General features: G+C 37.2%; 20 protein-coding genes and 1 other annotated feature. All 20 genes read left to right on the forward strand.

Annotated elements, in window-relative coordinates:
• Positions 1–13: 13 nt before the first annotated feature.
• The 20 genes from ftsL (at position 14) to IV36_RS00630 (ending at position 20,753) form a co-directional block, all read left to right on the forward strand.
• On the forward strand, positions 14–385 hold the full coding sequence (ftsL, locus tag IV36_RS00535) for a cell division protein FtsL (protein ID WP_056990227.1): 372 nt from the start codon (positions 14–16) through the stop codon (positions 383–385).
• Positions 382–2,529, forward strand: coding sequence for a penicillin-binding protein (locus tag IV36_RS00540; protein WP_056990228.1), 2,148 nt, complete (start codon positions 382–384; stop codon positions 2,527–2,529). Before ftsL ends, IV36_RS00540 begins: the two co-directional genes overlap by 4 nt.
• A gap of 27 nt (positions 2,530–2,556) precedes the next feature.
• Positions 2,557–4,044 (forward strand): UDP-N-acetylmuramoyl-L-alanyl-D-glutamate--2,6-diaminopimelate ligase, encoded by a 1,488-nt coding sequence (locus tag IV36_RS00545; RefSeq protein WP_056990229.1) that lies wholly within the window; start codon positions 2,557–2,559, stop codon positions 4,042–4,044.
• Entirely contained in the window at positions 4,045–5,007 is a 963-nt protein-coding gene (mraY, locus tag IV36_RS00550) for a phospho-N-acetylmuramoyl-pentapeptide-transferase (protein WP_056990230.1), read from the forward strand.
• A gap of 27 nt (positions 5,008–5,034) precedes the next feature.
• Positions 5,035–6,402, forward strand: a complete 1,368-nt coding sequence (gene murD, locus IV36_RS00555; RefSeq protein WP_056990231.1) for a UDP-N-acetylmuramoyl-L-alanine--D-glutamate ligase — start codon at positions 5,035–5,037, stop codon at positions 6,400–6,402.
• A gap of 4 nt (positions 6,403–6,406) precedes the next feature.
• A complete protein-coding gene (gene murG / locus IV36_RS00560) occupies positions 6,407–7,498 on the forward strand; it encodes an undecaprenyldiphospho-muramoylpentapeptide beta-N-acetylglucosaminyltransferase (RefSeq protein ID WP_056990232.1) in 1,092 nt (363 codons plus the stop codon).
• Positions 7,499–7,520: 22 nt separating this feature from the next.
• The gene (locus tag IV36_RS00565) at positions 7,521–8,369 is read left to right on the forward strand and encodes a cell division protein FtsQ/DivIB (protein WP_235810209.1); all 849 of its coding nucleotides are present in this window, start codon (positions 7,521–7,523) and stop codon (positions 8,367–8,369) included.
• Positions 8,370–8,507: 138 nt separating this feature from the next.
• Entirely contained in the window at positions 8,508–9,827 is a 1,320-nt protein-coding gene (ftsA, locus tag IV36_RS00570; RefSeq protein WP_056990233.1) for a cell division protein FtsA, read from the forward strand.
• A gap of 21 nt (positions 9,828–9,848) precedes the next feature.
• Entirely contained in the window at positions 9,849–11,096 is a 1,248-nt protein-coding gene (ftsZ, locus tag IV36_RS00575; protein WP_056990234.1) for a cell division protein FtsZ, read from the forward strand.
• Between the two features lie 36 nt (positions 11,097–11,132).
• Positions 11,133–11,555 (forward strand): cell division protein SepF, encoded by a 423-nt coding sequence (locus IV36_RS00580; RefSeq protein ID WP_056990235.1) that lies wholly within the window; start codon positions 11,133–11,135, stop codon positions 11,553–11,555.
• Between the two features lie 21 nt (positions 11,556–11,576).
• A complete protein-coding gene (locus IV36_RS00585; RefSeq protein WP_056990236.1) occupies positions 11,577–11,855 on the forward strand; it encodes a YggT family protein in 279 nt (92 codons plus the stop codon).
• Positions 11,856–11,864: 9 nt separating this feature from the next.
• Positions 11,865–12,650, forward strand: a complete 786-nt coding sequence (locus tag IV36_RS00590; protein ID WP_056990237.1) for a YlmH family RNA-binding protein — start codon at positions 11,865–11,867, stop codon at positions 12,648–12,650.
• Between the two features lie 24 nt (positions 12,651–12,674).
• Entirely contained in the window at positions 12,675–13,388 is a 714-nt protein-coding gene (locus IV36_RS00595) for a DivIVA domain-containing protein (RefSeq protein WP_056990238.1), read from the forward strand.
• Positions 13,378–13,605: a binding site (T-box leader), on the forward strand. It overlaps the preceding gene by 11 nt.
• 51 nt (positions 13,606–13,656) lie before the next feature.
• Positions 13,657–16,455 (forward strand): isoleucine--tRNA ligase, encoded by a 2,799-nt coding sequence (ileS, locus tag IV36_RS00600; protein WP_056990239.1) that lies wholly within the window; start codon positions 13,657–13,659, stop codon positions 16,453–16,455.
• Positions 16,456–16,732: 277 nt separating this feature from the next.
• Positions 16,733–17,710, forward strand: coding sequence for a diaminopimelate epimerase (gene dapF, locus IV36_RS00605; RefSeq protein ID WP_056990240.1), 978 nt, complete (start codon positions 16,733–16,735; stop codon positions 17,708–17,710).
• Position 17,711: 1 nt separating this feature from the next.
• The gene (locus IV36_RS00610; protein WP_056990241.1) at positions 17,712–18,263 is read left to right on the forward strand and encodes an NUDIX hydrolase; all 552 of its coding nucleotides are present in this window, start codon (positions 17,712–17,714) and stop codon (positions 18,261–18,263) included.
• 1 nt (position 18,264) lies between these two features.
• Positions 18,265–18,534 carry a hypothetical protein gene (locus tag IV36_RS00615; RefSeq protein ID WP_056990242.1) on the forward strand — a complete coding sequence of 90 codons (270 nt, stop codon included), beginning with the start codon at positions 18,265–18,267 and terminating at the stop codon, positions 18,532–18,534.
• Between the two features lie 22 nt (positions 18,535–18,556).
• On the forward strand, positions 18,557–19,243 hold the full coding sequence (locus IV36_RS00620) for a 5'-methylthioadenosine/adenosylhomocysteine nucleosidase (protein WP_056990243.1): 687 nt from the start codon (positions 18,557–18,559) through the stop codon (positions 19,241–19,243).
• Between the two features lie 11 nt (positions 19,244–19,254).
• On the forward strand, positions 19,255–20,412 hold the full coding sequence (locus IV36_RS00625; RefSeq protein ID WP_056990244.1) for a cysteine desulfurase family protein: 1,158 nt from the start codon (positions 19,255–19,257) through the stop codon (positions 20,410–20,412).
• The gene (locus IV36_RS00630; RefSeq protein WP_056990245.1) at positions 20,412–20,753 is read left to right on the forward strand and encodes a DUF1831 domain-containing protein; all 342 of its coding nucleotides are present in this window, start codon (positions 20,412–20,414) and stop codon (positions 20,751–20,753) included. The genes IV36_RS00625 and IV36_RS00630 overlap by 1 nt, the downstream gene beginning before the upstream one ends.
• The last annotated feature ends 60 nt before the right edge of the window (positions 20,754–20,813 follow it).

Below are 20,813 nucleotides of genomic sequence, written 5' to 3' on the forward strand. Positions count from 1 at the left end.
GGATGTGAAGAAAATGGCACAAAGTACAGCACGACAATTAGAAGCAATTCCTAAACGACAGGAACAAACGGTACCGATACATAAAGCATTACCTAAAGTAAAGAGCACTCGAGTACCGTTTTCGGGATTTGAAATTATGAGTGCAGCATTGTTGAGTTTATTATTCATGGGAATGATGATTCTTGTGATATCTTCTAAAGTTAATCTCTCAAGTACCCAATATGAATTACAAAATGTGAATCAAAAAATTGTTGAGATTCAAAACGATAATGTTAACACAAAACAGGAAGTCAGTGAGCTTTCAAATAAGAGCAGGTTAATGAAGATTGCACAGGATGCGGGCTTAACCATGAATGATAATTCAATAAGGAATGTTTCAAAATGATTAAAAAAAATGAACGAGAGACAAAAAAGCGAAGACAGCAAAATAGAAAGAGGTTCGGTCGATGGATTTTCTTTAGTGTTGCAATCATTTTCGCAATGTTTATCGGTCGTTTTTTTTATATTGCAGTTTTTCAATCCGTGGATCACGTTAATTTAAAAAAAAGTGTGGCAAAGCTATATGCCAGTAAGACGGAGATAAAAGCTCAGCGTGGAACGATTTATGATGCTGATAATCAACCGATTGCAGAAGATACATCAACTTATACAATTTACATAGTTTTATCAAAAACGGCCGTAGCATTTGGAAAAAGAGAGTATCTGGCTGATAAAGATAAGGATAAGGCAGCAAAAATTTTGAGTAAAAACTTGTCGATTTCATATGATAAAGTCAAGAAAATTTTGAATCCAGAAAATCAAGATACATATCAAGTTGAACTTGGGACAGCTGGAAAAAATATTTCACTTGAAACTAAAAATAAGATAGAAGCTGCTAACATAAAGGGAATTAATTTTACAGAATCGCAAGCTCGGCTCTATCCTAATGGAACTTTTGCTTCCCAATTGATTGGAATTGCAGAAAATAATGGCGGGAAAATGGTTGGAGTCATGGGCCTTGAAAGTCAATATAATAAATTATTGACCGGTGTAAACGGGGTAAAGAAATTTGAAAAAGATATCAAAGGAACTCCTATTCCTGGATCAAAAATAAAGTCTAGGAAAGCCAAAAATGGTGACAATGTTTATACGACGATTGACTCAAGACTGCAGACTTATTTGGAGACATTAATGTCACAAGCACAAAGCAAGTATCATGCAAAAGAAATGAATGCTGTTTTGATGAATGCAAAAACTGGAGCGATTGTTGCTGCGACTCAGCGTCCAACCTTTAATGCTCAAACCAAGGTTGGTCTGAGCGATATGTGGCGTAATACTTTAGTTGAGGATGCATTTGAACCAGGGTCAACAATGAAAATCTTGACGATGGCAGCGGCAATCAACAGTGGAAATTATAATGAAAATGCGACCTACAAATCTGGAACTTATAAAATCAATGGACAGACTGTGAGCGATTGGAACACAAGTGGATGGGGAAATATTACCTATCGTGATGCCTTTATTCGTTCATCTAATGTCGGGATGGCACATTTAGAACAGACGATGGGAGCAAAAACTTGGCTGAAATACATTAAACGTTTTGGTTTGCTGAAATCGACAAATTCGGGGCTTTCAAATGAAGCAAAAGGCAGTATAGAATATGACTATCCAATTGAACAAGCAAATACTGCATATGGTCAAGGAATAACTGCAACTGTATTTCAAATGCTTCAGGCATTTTCAGCAGTTACTAATAATGGTAAAATGGTAAAGCCACAGTTAGTTCGAAAAATCGTGAACCCTAATAATGGTAAAACGGTTTATAAGTTTAACAAAAAAGTTGTTGGTCATCCTATTAAATCTTCAACCGCCAAAAAAGTATTGAGCATGATGCAAGATGTTGTCTATAATCAAAATGGTACAGGAAGTGCCTTTAAGATAGATGGATATCGAATTGGGGTGAAAACCGGGACAGCACAGATTGGTAATAGTACAGGAACAGGATATCTTAAAGGAGATACAAATTATATCTTCTCTGTTGCAGGGGTGGCACCTGCGAATAATCCAAAGTACATCTTGTATATCACTATGAAACAACCTACGACTTTTGCTAGCGGAACTTCGGGACAAATGCTAGCCAGTGTTTTTAACCCACTATTAAAGCGAGCACTGGATGAAAGTTCTGGGCAAGCTGCAAGCAATACACAAGTTGCAATAAAAAATTATATAGGTAAGAATGTAACTAGTGTAAAGGCTGCATTAAGAAATGCTGGATTGTTAGTTACAACGATTGGTAGTGGTAACAAAATTACGGCACAATCTGAATCGGCTGGAAGTACTTCTTTGTCTGGGGAACGGATAATTTTAGTATCAAATGGCGAAAAGATGATGCCTGATTTGACTGGATGGTCTAGAAGCGATGTTGTAAAACTTGGTAAACTATTAGGAATTAATTTTAACATTGAGGGTTCTGGCTATGTCAGTGAACAAAGTGTGGCGGCTAATAAATCATTGAATGGAACTACAAATATTACTGTAAAGCTCAAATAGGGCAAATAGGGATAGTATGGTGAATTTATGCAAGCAAGCAAATTAATTAATAATTTAAAGTTTAAAAAAGTAATACCTGAAAGTTTTGAAGACTTTTCTGTCTCTTTATTGACACAAGATACACGCGAGGTTATTGGCGGAAGTATTTTTGTGGCAATTAAAGGAGCAAAAGCCGATGGACACAAAATGGTACAAGAGGCTGTAGAAAAAGGTGCAGCAATGATTATTGCACAGGAAGAACTGACTGAAGTTTCAGTGCCAGTTGTATATGTGCAAAATACCAAAAAAGCAATGGCAATTTTGAGTAGCTTTTTTTATGAAACATCAAGCCAGGCACTTCGCATAATTGGTGTAACAGGAACAAATGGAAAAACGACTGTTACACATATTGTTGAAGCAATTTTTCGCAATCTGGGTGAGAAAACCGGATTGATTGGTACGATGTATCGCAAAATTGATGATGAAATTTTGAAAACAAAAAATACAACCCCTGATATTATCACTTTGCAGCGTACTTTGAATAAGATGGTTGAAAAGGGTGTAAGTACAGTTGCAATGGAAGTTTCTTCAATTGCTTTGATTCAAGGAAGAGTGTGGGGAATTGATTTTGATGTCGCAGTTTTTACTAATCTGACACAAGATCATTTGGATTACCACAAGACAATGGCCAACTATGAACATGCGAAAAGCCTATTGTTTTCACAGCTAGGGAACAAGTATACACATTCTGGGGATTCCAAGGTAGCTGTTTTGAACATTGATGATCCAGTCGGTGAGCGATTTGAGGCTGATACTGCTGCTGAGATTCTTACTTATGGTATTAAAAAAGAAGCAATGATTAAAGCGGAAAATATTGAAATTCATAGTGAAGGAACTGATTTTGATTTAATTGTTTTTGGCGAGAAGTTCCATCTGGGTGTAAAAATGGTGGGATTATTTAATGTATACAATATTTTGGCTGCTTTTTCTGCTGCATATGCTTGTGGAGTCGAGTCTGAAAATATTATTAGTGCACTTGAGGAATTTCCAGGTGTTAAAGGCAGACTTCAACTCATTACTTCTGCAAGCAGGGTCTCTGCAATTGTAGATTACTCACATACACCTGATGGGCTATTAAATGCTTTGGAAACAATAAACGATTTTGCAAAGGGAAAAGTTTTTTGTGTAGTTGGCTGTGGTGGTGATCGAGACAAGTTAAAAAGGCCCAAAATGGCTAAGATTGCCGTTGAGCATAGTGACTATCCTATCTTTACGTCAGATAATCCGCGTTCAGAAAACCCACAAACAATAATTGACGAAATGCTTGTGGGAGTACCTGAGCAGGTGGAAATTCCAACGTTTGTTAATAGACGTGAAGCAATTAACTTTGCTGTTGCAATGGCAAAACCAAAAGACATTATTTTGATTGCTGGAAAAGGGCATGAAGATTATCAAATAATTGGGGATACAAAACATCATTTTGATGATGTTGAAGAAGCAAAGAAAGCACTCTATTTAAAGGAGCAAAGAGATTAGATGAATTCAATTGAAATGATTCTTACCGTCATAGTTAGTTTTTTAGCAACATTAATTTTTTTACCGGTCTTTATCAATTATGCACACAAGAAAAAGCAAGGGCAGATGATTCGTGAAGAAGGACCCAAGTGGCATGAAAAAAAGTCGGGGACACCGACAATGGGAGGATTTGTATTTAACATTGCGATACTGGTGACCGCAATTATCATTCCTGCTATTTATGGACAGTTGAGTGCCAGGTTATTGGTGCTGGACTTCATCTTGTTACTTTATGGAATATTGGGATTCTGGGATGATTCTATAAAGTTGTGGAAAAAACAAAATGAGGGATTGAAAGCTTGGCAAAAGCTACTTGGTCAAATAGTTGGTGGCTTAATTTTTACTATTGTGTATTTGCATGAAGGACTTCCACTTGCTTTGCACTTCTTTGGTAACGAGATTAATATCGGTTTTTTGTTTGTATTTTTTGTTATCTTTTGGCTTGTGGGATTTTCAAATGCAGTGAATCTTACAGATGGAATTGATGGACTTGTAGCAGGACAAGTCATCATAGCGTTTGGAACATATGCAGTGATCGCAGCTGCTCAAAACCAAGGTGATGTTTTGATCTTTTGTCTGGCGGTTATCGGTGCACTCTTTGCTTTTCTCTTATTTAATCATAAACCTGCAAAGATTTTTATGGGAGACATGGGATCGTTGGCCTTAGGTGGTGCTTTAGCTGCAGTTTCAATATTATTACATCATGAGTTATCACTGCTCGTAATTGGGATTATATTCGTGATTGAAACTGCAAGTGTAATGCTGCAGGTTGCTTCATTCAAATTAACTGGGAAACGTATTTTCAAGATGAGTCCAATTCATCATCATTTCGAATTGAGCGGCTGGAGTGAATGGCGAATAGATGTAACCTTTTGGCTAATTGGTCTAGGAGCAGGCATTTTAAGTCTTATAGTGATACTTTAAATTTTTATTGGAAAAGGGATGGCCATTATGAAAAAAATAACAACTTACCAGAATAAAAATGTATTAGTTGTTGGATTGGGAAAAAGTGGGATTAATTCTGCAAAGCTTCTTTGCAAGTTAGGTTCAAAAGTAACAGTGAACGATTTAAAAGAGGCACCGCAAGAAGTTAAAGACGATTTGCAGGGTGAAGGAATAAATGTAGTGACAGGAGGCCATCCGCTTTCACTTTTAGATGAAACAGATTTGATAGTAAAGAATCCTGGAATTCCTTATAGCAATGTCTTGATTGCTGAGGCTGTAAGACGTGGAATGACGATCATTACTGAGCCAGAATTAGCTTACGAGATCTTGGACGCTCAGATGATTGGCGTGACAGGGACAAATGGTAAGACAACTACGACGACTCTTATTACATTAATGCTTAATCATGGAAGGCAAAAGGGTGAAGCATATGCTGCAGGAAATATTGGGATCCCTGCAACTATAGTAGCACAAAAGGCAACTAAAGATGATGTGATGGTTACTGAACTATCAAGTTTTCAACTGATGGGAACAACAAAACTTCGTCCTCACATAGCTGTCTTGACTAATATTTATGAGGCTCACACGGACTACCATGGAACGCGTGCTAATTATATTAAAGCAAAAATGAATATTACAAAAAATCAGACAAAAGACGATTATTTCGTAGTTAATTGGGATTCTGAAGAGTGGCGCAACTTAAGTACACAATCAGATGCAACGATTATTCCTTTTTCGCGCAAAGACAATAGTGAGTCTGGTGCTTATGAAAAAGATGGTTGGCTCTATTTTAGAGAAGAAAAAATTATGCCTGCATCTGAGATTAAGATTCCAGGAGAACATAATGTTGAGAATGCACTTGCAGCGATAGCCGTTGTAAAAATATTGGGACAGGCAAATGAAAACATTGTGGAAGTTCTGAAGACATTCTCTGGTGTTAAGCACCGTACACAATATGTTACAACAATTAAGCAGCGCAAATTCTATAATGACTCAAAAGCAACCAATATGGAAGCCACAGAAAAAGCATTAGCTGGATTTAATAACCCAGTAGTGCTACTAGCAGGAGGCTTAGACCGTGGCTTTACATTTGAACGACTAATCCCTTATTTTAAGAACCTTAGGGGGATAATTGTATTCGGTGAAACTGCTGACTTGGTAGCACAGGCAGCAAAACAAGCAGGGGTCCAACAAATAGTGAAAACTGAAAATGTTAAGTCAGCAGTACCAATTGCGTATGATATGAGTAAAGAAAATGATGTGATTTTACTTTCACCAGCATGTGCAAGTTGGGATCAATACCCGACTTTTGAAGTGCGTGGAGATATGTTTATTGAAGCGGTCGAAGATCTAAAGAAAGAAATGGAGATGTAGTATAGTGCGCTTATTAATATCTGGTGGTGGTACGGGTGGACATATCTATCCAGCCCTGGCATTAATTGATACTTTAAAAAAAGATGATGACAGCAATTCATTCTTGTATGTCGGAACAAACAGGGGTCTTGAAAGTAAGATTGTTCCAAATGCAGGAATTGATTTTAAAACGGTTGAGATACAGGGATTCAAACGATCGTTGTCACTGCAGAACTTTAAGACTATTTATTTATTTTTAAAAAGCGTTCATGAAGCTAAGAAAATAATTAGGGAATTCAAACCTGATGTTGTTGTTGGCACTGGTGGTTATGTTTGTGGAGCGGTTGTTTATGCAGCATCACAAATGCACATTCCAACTTTTATTCATGAACAAAACAGCATTGCAGGTGTTACAAACAAGTTTCTAAGTCATTTTGTTGATAAGATTGGTATCTGCTTTGAGGCTGCTAAAAAGGAATTTCCAAGTCAGAAGGTTGTCTTTACCGGCAATCCTCGCGCACAACAGGTAGCTAATATTAAAGCAACTGGACGATTAGCTGAATTGGGTTTATCAGAAAATAAAAAAACAGTGCTGATTTTTGGTGGCTCAAGAGGTGCTAAGCGTATTAATGAGGCAGCAATGGATGCATTTGCTTTGTTTGATACGAATGAATTTCAAGTGTTATTTGTGACAGGCAGCATTTACTATGAGAAAATAAGAGATGAGATTGGTGAAAAAAAATTAAATAATATCGTTATTAAATCTTATATTCAAGATATGCCAGCTATTTTGCCTGAAATTGATCTAATAGTTGGACGTTCCGGAGCAACAAGCCTAGCTGAAATAACTGTGTTGGGAATTCCATCAATATTGATTCCAAGCCCGAATGTGACACATGATCATCAAACTTATAATGCACGCAGTCTTGCCGATATCGGTGCTGCAATAATGCTTAAGGAAGATATGTTGAGTGGTCAAACATTGGCAGATGAAGTTAATGGGTTAATGAAGGATGATGAGAGAAGAAACAGAATCGCCCAAGAAGCTAAAAAAGCGGGTATTCCAGATTCTTCTACGCGAATTGAAAAGGTTTTGACAGATTTGATTAACAGATAATTGGAAAAAGATGGAGGTTGGTATGAAATTTAAATTGAATAATTTCTTTGGCAAAGAAAAAAGAATTAACCAACCTCTTACACCATGGGAACAAGCCCAGAAAAAGAGACATAAGGGCGTTTTAAAAAGGAATAGTTTTAAAAAAAAGAGAATGGGTAACAAATTACCCAAATTAGTCAGACAAAGGAAAGCACTCTTGCACAAAAGAATGAGTATCAATTTACTCGTTTTTGGATTGATTACCTTAGCATCACTTTATTTTATCCTGCCGATCAGCAGGGTCAAAGAAGTAAATGTTTCTGGCACTGATAATGTTACACAAGAAGCAATTAAGAGAGCAAGTGGCATTAAAATAAATGACTATATGCTGCAAGTGTATCTGGGGAAAAGGCATTCTGCTAGATCGATTAAAAATAATATTAGTGAAGTTAAGAATGTTGTTTTTAACTTACATGATAGAAGAGTTAACATACGAATCTCTGAGGAAAAAATTGTAGGGTATTTGTTAAAAAACAACAAATACTATGCCTTGAATAGTAAAGGCAATGTGTCAATTGTACAACGAACAGCACCTGAAGGAAATTTACCAGTGTTCTCAAATTTTAAAACCTCTTCTGAAACTAAGCTGTTAGCAAAGCAGATGAACAAGTTGTCTTCAAGTTTGTTGACAGGTATTTCGGAGATTGATGCAGTTCCTGCTTCTGTTAATCCAGAGCGGATCAGGGTCTATATGAATGATGGTAATGAGATTATTGCAACACTATCGACATTTGCAAGTAAGATGCAATATTATTCACAAATTAAAGCGAAAGCAACGGGAAAAATCAGAATAGATTTTGAAGTTGGTGCATATTCAACAGAATTAAAATAAAAAAATTAATAATTTGTACAATAAAAATGTCTGAAAAGTGTATAAATGCTACGTGTTGTGGTAAAATTCTAGTTGTTAGTTTGAGTAAAATATTAGTAATGATTTTTTTATTTTATTTTTTAGAAGGGAGCTCAACCAATGGATAATTCAGGAATTTATGTTGGACTTGATATTGGAACTACTTCGATTAAAGTAATCGTAGCAGAATTTGTCAAAGGACAGCTTAATATCATTGGGGTAGGCAGTGAGCGCTCTGATGGGTTGAGCCGCGGGGTCATCGTTGATATTGACAGAGCTGTAGATGCGATTAAGGCAGCAGTTGATCAGGCAGAGCAAAAAGCAAATATTCAAATTTCCGAAGTAACAGTTGGTATACCTGCCAATCTTTTAGAAATTGTTCCATGTAATGGAATGATCGCTGTTGGTGATGGTAATGGAAATTCTAAAGAAATCGATAGTGCTGATGTCTATCATGTAACAAAGGCAGCACTTGTACAAAAACTACCACCAGAACGAGATATTATTGATGTCATCCCTGATGAGTTTACGGTTGACGGTTTTGACGGTATCAAAGATCCTCGTGGTATGGTCGGTGTTCGTCTTGAAATGAACGGTGTTTTATATACTGGACCAAAGACTGTTCTGCATAACACTGTTAAGTGTGTTGAGCGTGCTGGACTTGTTGTAAAGGATACAATTGTTGTACCTTTGGCACTTGCAACACAGGCACTTAGTGATGGAGAACAAGACTTTGGAGCAGTTCTAATTGATTTGGGTGGCGGTCAAACAACGGCAGCAGTCGTACATGATCACAAGTTAAAATATACATATGTTGATCAAGAAGGCGGTAAATTCGTTACTAAGGATATCTCCGTTGTTCTGAATACGTCGATTGAAAATGCCGAAAAGATTAAGCGCAACTTTGGATATGCTGCTAGTTACTTAGCATCTAAAGATGATGTTTTCCCAGTAGAAGTAGTCGGAAAGACCGAATCTGTACAGATTAGCGGAGAATACCTGAGTGAGATTATAGAGGCACGCTTGACACAGATTTTCATGAAATTGAAAGATGTTTTAGAAGAAATCGATGCATTAAAACTTCCAGGTGGAATTATTATTACTGGTGGCGTTTCCGCATTACCAGGTATTAAGGAATTAGCAGAAGATATTTTTGAGACAAACGTTAAATTGTTTATTCCGCAGCAAATGGGGTTACGACATCCTTCATTTACACAAGCAATTGGATTAGTTTCATATATGACTAAACAAAGCGAAATTGAGAAAGTTGTAAAATCTACTCTGGGAAATAGTGTTCCGGAGATTGAAAATAATACTGAAGTTGAAGCGCAGGAACAACAGTTGGATTATAACAAAAATACTGTACAGAAAAAACAAAAAATTAAAAAGAATAGTTCTTTAGAGGGAATCAAGAACTTTTTCAATACCTTTTTTGACTGAGAATAATTTGGAGGGAATGCAATGGAATTTTCACTGGATGCAAATGAAAATAAAGGAGCAACAATCAAGGTTATTGGCGTCGGCGGTGCCGGCGGAAATGCCGTGAATCGAATGATTGCTGATGATGTAAAAGGTGTTGAATTTATTGTTGCTAATACAGATGTTCAAGCTTTAGAAAGTTCAAAAGCTGAGACAAAAATTCAACTTGGACCAAAACTTACTCGTGGATTGGGAGCAGGTTCAAACCCTGAAGTTGGTGATAAGGCAGCTCAAGAAAGTGAAGAGGCTTTGGCCGAGGCTCTTAAGGGAGCAGATATGATTTTTGTTACTGCCGGAATGGGTGGCGGAACAGGAACTGGTGCCGCACCTATTATTGCTAAAGTTGCTAAAGAGCAAGGTGCTTTGACAGTTGGTGTTGTTACACGTCCATTTAGTTTTGAAGGTCCAAAACGTGCACGCTTTGCAGCAGAGGGCGTTGCCCAAATGAAGGAGCATGTTGATACACTGGTAATCATTGCGAATAACAGACTATTGGAAATTGTAGATAAAAAGACACCAATGATGGAAGCTTTCAAGGAAGCTGATAATGTTTTAAGACAGGGTGTTCAAGGAATTTCAGACTTAATTACTTCTCCAGGGTATGTTAACTTGGATTTTGCTGATGTAAAAACAGTCATGGAAAATCAAGGCTCTGCATTGATGGGAATCGGGTCAGCAAATGGTGAAAATAGAACGGCTGATGCAACTAAGAAAGCAATTTCTTCGCCATTGTTAGAGGTTTCAATTGATGGAGCTGAACAGGTATTGCTTAATATTACTGGTGGTCCGGATTTGAGCCTCTTCGAAGCACAGGATGCTTCAGATATTGTTGCTCAAGCTGCAACGAGTGATGTTAACATTATTTTCGGTACATCGATTAATGAGGATCTTGAAGATACTGTGGTTGTGACTGTCATTGCGACTGGGATTGACAAGAAGAAACAAGACAGCAGAAGATCTAGAGCAATTCAGGATAATCATAATAATATCCGCAAAAATGATATTGGTGAAGCTACAAGGGAAATTGAGAATAATGATCCGCTTAAAGATTGGGATTTACGTCGTGAAACTTCAGAAGAACGTCCAGTCTCTGATACAAAATCAAATGAATTTAGGAATGTTGAAAAGAAAAAATTTGATATATTTAAGATGGATACTGAAAAAGAAAAAGATGATAATGATGAGGATGGTTTAAACACACCTCCATTTTTCCGTCATCGCCGCAAATAACAGTTAGGATGCAATTATGATTAGGAGGTGAAAGGAATGGCTTTAGGAGCAAAATTTGGCAAGTTTTTTGGAATATCTGAGGATCAATTTGATGAAGATGAGGATTATCAATATGAGGAACAGCAAGCTTCACAAGTTGATACGAATAAAAAGGTTGTTTCACTTGATGGAAAGAGGCGAACGATGTCTGAAAAGAAGATTGCACTTTTTGAACCAAGAGTTTATTCTGATGTCAAGGCTATAGCCACTCGTTTACTGAGTGATCAAGCTGCTGTTGTAAATTTTCAACGCATGGATGAGCAGCAGTCCAAAAGAATTGTTGACTTTTTAACCGGTACTATTTTTGCAATCAACGGTGAGATTCAAAGAGTTGGAGATCAGATTTTCCTTTGTACACCGGCAGGCTTTGTTGTTGAAGGAAACGTTACGTCAGAGTTTACAGATTCGGATTTCAATTAATTCAAGGAGTTATGTGTATATATGATTTTAATAATTATCAATCGCCTTTTTGAACTGTATTCATTCGCGATTATAGTGTACGTTTTGATGAGTTGGTTTCCTACAGCTCAAGGCTCAAAGTTAGCTGAGATCTTGGGCAAAATATGTGAGCCGTACCTATCATTTTTCGATAGATTCGTGCCCTTGATTGGTGGAATCAGTTTTGCTCCGATAGTTGCTTTGGTTGCACTTCGTTTTATTCAGAGTGGCTTTAATTTTGTGTTTAGTTCGATTTTTGGATTCTTAGTGATTTTGGTGTGACTACTCAGCATGGATAAACAAACGATATATCAACATTTTAGAAGTGACGAGTCAGCGATTATTGATGAACTTAGTAGTTTGATGGCGCAGGCAGCAACGGAATATCGGCCCATATTGACTGAGTTTTTAAATCCGCGTGAGGTGTATATTGCACAAACACTTTTGAATACTGAATCTGATTTAAAAATGAAAACTGATGGTTTGTTACAAGGAGCAGAGCGGCAAAGAGTCCTGTTTTATCCGGAATATTATGAGCCAAGCGAGGCGGATTTCGAACTTTCACTAATTTGGATAAAATATCCTACAAAGTTTGCGACGCTTAAGCATAGCCAGATTTTAGGTGCATTAACCCACATTGGACTTAGACGTAATTTGATTGGTGATATTGTAACTGATGATGAACGATGGCAATTTATTACCGCGGCTAACATGGTCAATTTCTTGAAGATTCAAGTTGAGACTGTCGGTAGAGTAAAGGTTCATCTTGAAGAAGTGGATAAATCTGAGATAGTATCTCCCATTGATGAATGGCAAGGGCTTCAAGTAACAGTCAGTTCACTAAGATTGGATACTTTGATTGCAGGGGTTTATAATCTATCTAGGAAGCATGTTAAGGACTTGCTGAACGCAGGTAAGGTGGTCCTTAATTGGATGGACATTGAGAAACCTGATGTTGAAGTAGCAGAACATGATATTGTTTCTGTGCGCGGTTATGGACGATTCAGATTGAAGGCTCTTCAAGGTGTGTCAAAAAAAGGAAAAATCCGCGTAGAATTAGATGTCTTAAAAAAATAATACATACATGGAGGTGTTGGGGATATGACTTTGACCCCACTAGATATTCATAACAAAGAGTTTCGTGTTAAGTTGCGTGGTTACGATCAAGACGAAGTAAATGATTTTTTGGATCAAATTATTAAAGACTATGAGTTGAACATCAAGGAAAATGAACGATTAACTGATGGTTTGAAGCAAAATGAAGAAAAGTTGAAATACTTTAATGATTTAAAAGATTCTCTTAATCAGTCGATTATCGTTGCACAGGAGGCGGCTGATAAAGTCAAGGCAAATTCTCAACGCGAAGCGGAAATCATTAATCATGAGGCACAAAAACAGGCTAAGGATATTGTGGACGAAGCAAATGAGAAGGCAAGAAAGATTGTCGAAGATGCATCTCAAAAGGCAAAAAGATTAATATTTGAGACTGATGATTTGAAGAAACAAGCACGAATTTTCAGACAAAAGTTGCAAGTTATGATGGAGTCTCAGCTTGAGGTCGTTAAAGGCAGTGAGTGGGATGAGATTTTGCGTCAAGGCGATACAAGCAGTTATGAAGAAATTCAAGAAGCAATTAGAAGAGATTCTGAACTTGACAAAGCTGCTGCTAAAGAAGTACAATCATTTTCAAATATTGATGTTGAAGATGAAGATACTGCTGATGAAAAGAGTGAGAAGAAGGCAGTAGTCATTTTCCCAGAAGATGATGAAGGTCAGCATTTTGATGAGAAGTCATCTTCTGAAGATATTAAGTAATAAAAAGAATACGAACAGCGAGGTTCCTGAGATAGCGAGTCAATGTATGGTGAAAGTTTGACATTCAATTCTTCGATGTTTATCATCTTTTTACTGGTAGACTGAATTTTGTAGTAAGTTTATCCGGTTGGCAATCGTTAATTAGCTGTTTAAGAGAGAAAAATACATCTGTGTTTTTCTAAATTGGGTGGTACCGCGAAAGATTTTCGTCCCTTGGGATGAGGTCTTTTTTTTGTTTAAAATAATAATTTAATAAGGAGAGATACCGATGAGAATTAAAGAAACACTGAATCTAGGCAAAACCAAGTTTCCAATGCGAGGCAACTTGCCTGTGCGGGAACTCGAACGACAAAATGTGTGGGAAGAAAATAAGGTTTATGAAAAAAGGCAAAAGTTGAATGAGGGTAAACCGACTTTTGTATTACATGATGGACCTCCATATGCAAACGGAAATATTCATATGGGTCATGCAATGAATAAAATTTCAAAAGACTTCATTGTTCGTTCTAAATCAATGATGGGATTCAGATCTCCTTATGTCCCTGGTTGGGATACTCATGGACTTCCAATTGAGCAACAGTTGAAAAAGGCTGGAGTTGATCGTAAGTCAATGTCTGTTGCTGAATTTCGTGAAGAATGTCGGAAATATGCACTCAAACAGGTGGACAAACAGCGTAAAGATTTCAAACGTCTTGGGGTTGCTGGTGAATGGGACAACCCTTATGTGACACTTGATCCAACTTTTGAAGCACAAGAAGTTCGCGTCTTTGGTAAGATGGCAGAGCGTGGTTTGATTTATAAAGGTAAGAAACCTGTATTTTGGTCATGGTCATCAGAATCTGCTTTGGCTGAAGCTGAAGTTGAATATCATGATGTCACATCTCCATCTGCTTTTTATGGAGAACATGTTATTGATGGCAAAGGTGTATTAGATGATGACACGTACATGGTTGTATGGACGACAACTCCATGGACAATTCCTGGTTCTGAAGGTATTACTGTAGATAAGGATTTTGATTATTCTGTTGTGCAGCCGGCTGGTGACAAGCGTAAATTTGTAATTGCTACAGATCTTGTCGAAGTTAATGCAGAACGTTTTGGGTGGGAAAAGTTTGAAACGTTGAAGACCGTTAAAGGTTCAGAGTTGGAATATGTATTGACAGAGCATCCTTTTAATCCGGAGCGCAAGTTAGTTACAATGCTTGGCGATTTCGTAACATTGGATTCAGGTACTGGACTTGTTCATACTGCTCCTGGGTTTGGTGAAGATGACTTTAATGTCGGAATGCAATATAACCTTGATATTTTTGTTCCAGTTGATGATAAAGGCTACTTAACAGCAGAGGCCGGCAAAGATTTTGAGGGTGTCTTTTATGAAGATGCAAATCAAATTTCATTAGACAAATTAAAGGCTGCCGGTCTTCTTCTCAAGTATATGCCACTTGAACATAGCTATCCATTTGACTGGCGTACAAAGAAGCCAATTATCTTTAGAGCTACACCACAATGGTTTGCATCAGTTGATAAGATTCGTTCCGAGATCCTTGCTGCAATTGACGATGTGCAGTTCTTCCCAGATTGGGGACAAAAGCGTCTTTATAACATGATCCGTGATCGTGGAGATTGGGTAATTTCAAGACAGCGTGTTTGGGGTGTTCCACTTCCAATCTTCTACGGCGAAGATGGTGAAGCAATCATCACTAAGGAAACAGTTGAACATGTTGCTGATTTATTTGAGAAGAATGGTTCAAATATCTGGTTCCAAAAAGAAGCAAAGGAATTATTACCTGAAGGATTTACAAGTGAACATTCACCAAATGGTATATTTACTAAGGAAACAGATATTATGGATGTCTGGTTTGATTCAGGTTCCTCACATCAAGGTGTCCTGGCAGCACGCGAAAACTTGAAATACCCAAGTGATATGTATCTAGAGGGATCCGATCAGTATCGTGGCTGGTTTAACTCTAGCCTGATTACAAGTGTGGCTGTTTCTGGTAAGGCACCATACAAACAAGTTCTTTCACAAGGCTTTACACTTGATGGTGAGGGTCGCAAGATGAGTAAGTCCCTCGGTAATACAATTGTTCCTGAAAAGGTAATCAAACAAATGGGTGCCGAAATTATTCGTCTATGGGTTCTAAGTGTTGATACATCTGCCGATGTTCGTGTTTCAATGGATAGTTTTAAACAGATTTCTGAGTCTTATCGTAAAATTAGAAATACAGTTCGTTTCTTGTTAGCTAATACAACTGACTTTGATCCAGCTAAAAATACGGTTGCATTTGATGATATGGAAGCACTTGATCAATATATGGAAATTAGGATTAATAAGTTTACCAAAGAAGTTCTGGATGCCTATGCAACATATAGTTTCATGGATATCTACAAAAAACTGATTAACTTTGTTACTGTTGATCTTTCCGCATTTTACTTGGATATTGCAAAAGATGTTGTTTATATCGAAAGTGCAGACAGTCGTAAGCGACGTTCAATGCAAACTGTTCTATATGATGTTGCCGTTCGTTTGACAAAGCTGTTAACACCTGTTTTGCCTCATACAACAGAGGAAATTTGGGGATACTTGAAGGAGCCTGAAGAGTTTGCACAGTTGGCTGAAATGCCTGCAGTAAATCATTACAACAACGAACTTGAAACAAGCAAGAATTTTGCAGATTTTATGGATATTCGTTCAGAAGTATTCAAAGCGTTGGAGAAAGCACGCAATGAGAAATTAATAGGTAAGTCTTTTGAAGCACAGGTTGTATTGTATGCATCAGACAATGTTATTCAATTGTTAGAGAAGCTTCACACTGATGTTCGTCAAGCCTTGATTGTTTCTGCATTGGAGGTCAAGTCCTTAAGCGATGCACCTGCAGAGGCAGAAAAATATACCGATGAATTATCAATTGTCGTTAGACATGCTAAAGGAGAGGTTTGCCCACGCTGCCGCATGATTAAGGAAGATGTTGGATCTGATAAAGACTTCCCAACACTTTGTGCAAGCTGTGCAGCAATTGTCAAAGCAGTTTTTCCAGAAGCAGTAACTGCTGGATTAGAGGAGTAAAGTGGTTTTATCGTTACTGTGTGAAACTATGTGAGAATTTATTAATACTAGGTCAGCAAAATCTTGACTTATGAAACGTGTTATATTAATTGATGAAGGAAACTGGGGCAAAATTTTAATTTTTGACTCAGTTTCTTTTTTAGGTACAGCTTAACCATAAAAGGGTAAGTTATAAAAAATAAATAAAGTTTGAATAATTGCAGGATAGAAGACTAAATTGAATAAATTCTGCTATTATAGTTGTAAGATATTGTTAAACCAGTAGGAGGTCATTCTGATGAAGATGATTAAAGTTCACGGTTCGGGAAATGATTTTTTTATTTTAGATGAAAAACAGGTAGATAAGAATTTATCTGAAGAAGAGCTCAAGCAATTGGCTAGACACGTATGTGATCGCAAGACTGGGCTGCACGGTGGCTCTGATGGAATACTTTACGTTACGGGTGGGCATGATGATTCTGTGGTTGGTAAAATGAGAGTTATTAATGCTGATGGTAGCGAGGCAAGTATGTGTGGTAATGGGATTCGTACAGTTGCAAGATATTTAAGTGAACAAAAAAATTTGACGGATTTTAAGATTGAGACAATGTACGCAGATCTTGAAGTGAAAAAAGCAAAAGACTTTGCTCCAAATGTTACAGCATTTGATGCAGAAATATCACCGGTCAGTTTTGCTGCCAGTGATTTGAAAATGCATATTGACGGTAAAGAAAAGTTATTTAATGAGGTAGTACCGGAACTGTCTAAAACTTTGAAATTTTCAGCTGTAGCAGTTCCTAATCCTCATCTGATCACTTTCGTTGATCATGACGAATTAGTGGGTCCTGAATTGGGGAGAATCGCAACTTATTTGAATAATGGTAAGAACCCAATTTTTCCTGACGGTGTTAATGTCAGTTTTGTTGAAGTCCTCGCAGATAACAATATTTTTGTTAGAACTTTTGAAAGAGGTGTCGGCTTCACAAACGCTTGTGGAACTGCAATGTCGGCTTCTTCATTGATATATTCGTTACTTTATGCATCACACACAAATTTGGAAGATTTAATAACGGTGCGCAATCCTGGAGGAATGGTCAATACAAAGGTTCATCAAAGAGAAGATGGTTCATACTGGATGTCTCTAATTGGTAATGCAACATTTGTTGCAAAGGTTGAATTATCGCAAGAACGGGCATTAATAGGTGATTTTACTGATGCTAAGTGGATTGCAACAACTGAACAAGCTGCATATGAGAATTTTGTAGGGAGCCTATAATATGAAATACGAAGAAGAAGTAATTAGTTCCAAAGAAGTGTATCGAGGTAAAATCATTAGGGTCGAAGAAGAACAGGTCAAGCTGCCAAATGGTGAAAAGGCTAAAAGAGAAATTGTACGCCACCATGGGGCTGTTGCTATTATTTGTGTAACAGCAGAAAATAAGATGATATTTGTTAAGCAATGGCGTGAACCTATGCAACGTGTTACTTTGGAGATTCCTGCAGGTAAGATTGAAGTAAATGAAACAGATCCTAAAAGAACCGCTATTCGGGAACTCAATGAAGAGGTTAGACTGCACCCTGAAAGTTTGGAGTTGATTGCGGATTTCTATACATCACCAGGTTTTGCAGATGAAAGAATGCTGATGTATTTAGCTCATAATTTAGAACCAGTTTCTGAAGAGTTACCGCAAGATGCAGATGAATTTCTCAATACTGTAGAATTGACACTTGAAGAAGCAAAAGAGAAGATTAAGTCTGGACTAATCTGTGATAGCAAAACAATTATGGCTGTCTGGAAATGGGAGCTGCTTGAATTAAGGAGAAGTTAATTTGGGATTAAAAGATAAAATTTTCGGTAAAGTTGGACGTCATTCACAACATCCTGATGTACAAGAAACAGCAAGTGAGAAGAGAGCTTTTCAAAATGATGAAGAAACACAAGAAGAAATTCCAAGTCGTGCTCAGCAAAGACAAAATATAAAAAACGAAATTGCTGAGGAGAAAAAAAGAAAATTAACAAGAAGATTAAACTGGATAATTGCGGGATTAGTTGTGGCAATTATTTGTGTTTATTGTTTTATGGTGTTTGTAAACTTTTAGATAAGAGGAATGGTAACTTAAGATGAAATACGGAATTATATGTGCAATGGATGAGGAAATAAAAGCACTGAAAGCAGAACTAAAAGAAGCAAAACAAACTGATATAGCTGGAATTACTTTTCTTGAAGGAAAAATTAATGATAGTGAAGTTGTACTTGTTCAGTCTGGAATTGGTAAGGTTCAAGCTGGAATGACAACGGGTTTGTTGATTGCACAATTTGAAGTAGAGGCTGTTATAAATTCAGGTTCGGCAGGTGGAATCGGGCAAGGCTTGCATGTTGGTGACGTTGTTTTGTCTACAGCTGCCGCATACCATGATGTTGATGCTACTGCATTTGGTTATTTACCAGGCCAATTGCCGCAGCAACCACAGAAATTTGCAGCTGACCCACAGCTTATTGAAGTGTTGAAAAAAGCTGCTGAAAAAAATCAACAGCATGTTGAAACTGGACTGATTGTAACAGGAGATCAATTTGTTGCTTCTTCTGATAAAATAAAGGCAATCAAGGATATTTATCCTGATGTTTTATGCTGCGAAATGGAAGGTGCAGCAATTGCACAAGCGGCGTATCAGTTTAAAGTGCCTTTCGTAATTGTTCGTGCAATGTCAGATACGGGTGATGAAGAAGCAGGAATTTCATTTGACGAATTTATTATCGAGGCTGGTAAGAAGTCCGCACAAATGATTCTTAATGTTTTAGCAAAATAGGAGCGATAAAAGTGAAACATATTTATTTGGATAACGCGGCTACGACACCGATGGCTGCACCGGTTATCAAGACAATGACTGAGACCATGACTAATGTCTTTGGGAATGCTTCAAGTACGCATTTTTATGGAAGACAAGCAAGAGCCATTTTAGATGATAGCAGACACCTGATTGCTCAGTCGATTAACGCAAAAAAAGATGATGAGATTGTTTTTACAAGTGGCGGTACTGAAAGTGATAATACTGCGATTATTGAAACTGCTCTGGCTAGGCAATCTGAAGGTAAACATCTGGTTACGACTGCGATCGAACATGAAGCTGTTTTAAAATCAATGGAGTATCTTGAATCAATTGGATTTGAAGTTTCATATTTACCAGTTGATCAACGTGGATTGATAAATATGGCTGATTTAAAGGATGCAATCAGATCGGACACGATTTTAGTATCTATTATGACTGGGAATAATGAAGTTGGCAGTCGTATGCCAATTCATGAAATCGGAGAAGTAGTAGAGAAGACAAATGCATGGTTTCATACGGATGCAGTTCAAGCGTATGGACTAATAGATATCGATGTTCAAGCTGATAAGATTGATTTGCTGTCAACTTCGGCACATAAGCTTAATGGACCAAAGTTCTTAGGTTTTCTCTATCGTTCCGAAAAAGTCAAAATTCCCTCGTTGTTAAAAGGCGGCGATCAAGAATTAAAGAGACGGGCAGGTACTGAAAATATTCCTGCAATTGCAGGTTTTGCTAAAGCAGTTGAATTAGCTGATTCGGGCGAAAAAAAATTACGCCAAAAGAAATATCATGAATTTAAGCTGCAAATAGTCAAGGGATTGCAGGCAGCAGGGATTGAATTTGAGGTAAATGGCGAGATTACAGAAGATAATTTGCAACATGTGATCAATATATGGTTCAAAGGATGCAAAAGGGATGCACTATTGACCAATTTGGATTTAAATGGTATATCGGCTTCTGCTGGATCAGCTTGTACTGCAGGTAGTGTTGAGCCATCACATGTCTTAACTGCGATGTATGGTGCAGATAGTCCACGAATCGAAGAATCTTTGAGATTTAGTTTTGGGGTCGAAAATACATCTGAGGATATTGATTACTTGATTACACAATTAACTAAAATTATTAAAAAGGGCAGGGGGAAGAATTAATGGCATACACTAAGGAAGCTAAAATTTTAGGTGATCATCGAATATTTGCGCTAAGTACAGAGATCAAGAAGTATACATTGCGTGATGTGGGTTTTAAAGAGAGTAAAGGTGGTAAATTTGTACTTGAGAGACCATTGGATCCAACATCACCATATAACGCAAGTATAAAGTTAAAGGTCACAATCAGTAGTGATTTAAAAACATTTAAAATTGGTGTAACTAGTGCAAATGGTCTGAAAGAAATTAATATTTTTAAGGGATCAGATGTTGAAAAGCATATAGAACAACTAAACTTCATAATTGACAATCTAAAAGAACGGGATGTATTAATCGAAAAATAATTAGATTGACTTGTCAAAGGTTAGTGAACTAGATATAATGAGATTTACTGAAATAATACG

The organism is Liquorilactobacillus mali, assembly GCF_001437155.1.
In the GTDB taxonomy this organism is placed as follows: domain Bacteria; phylum Bacillota; class Bacilli; order Lactobacillales; family Lactobacillaceae; genus Liquorilactobacillus; species Liquorilactobacillus mali_A.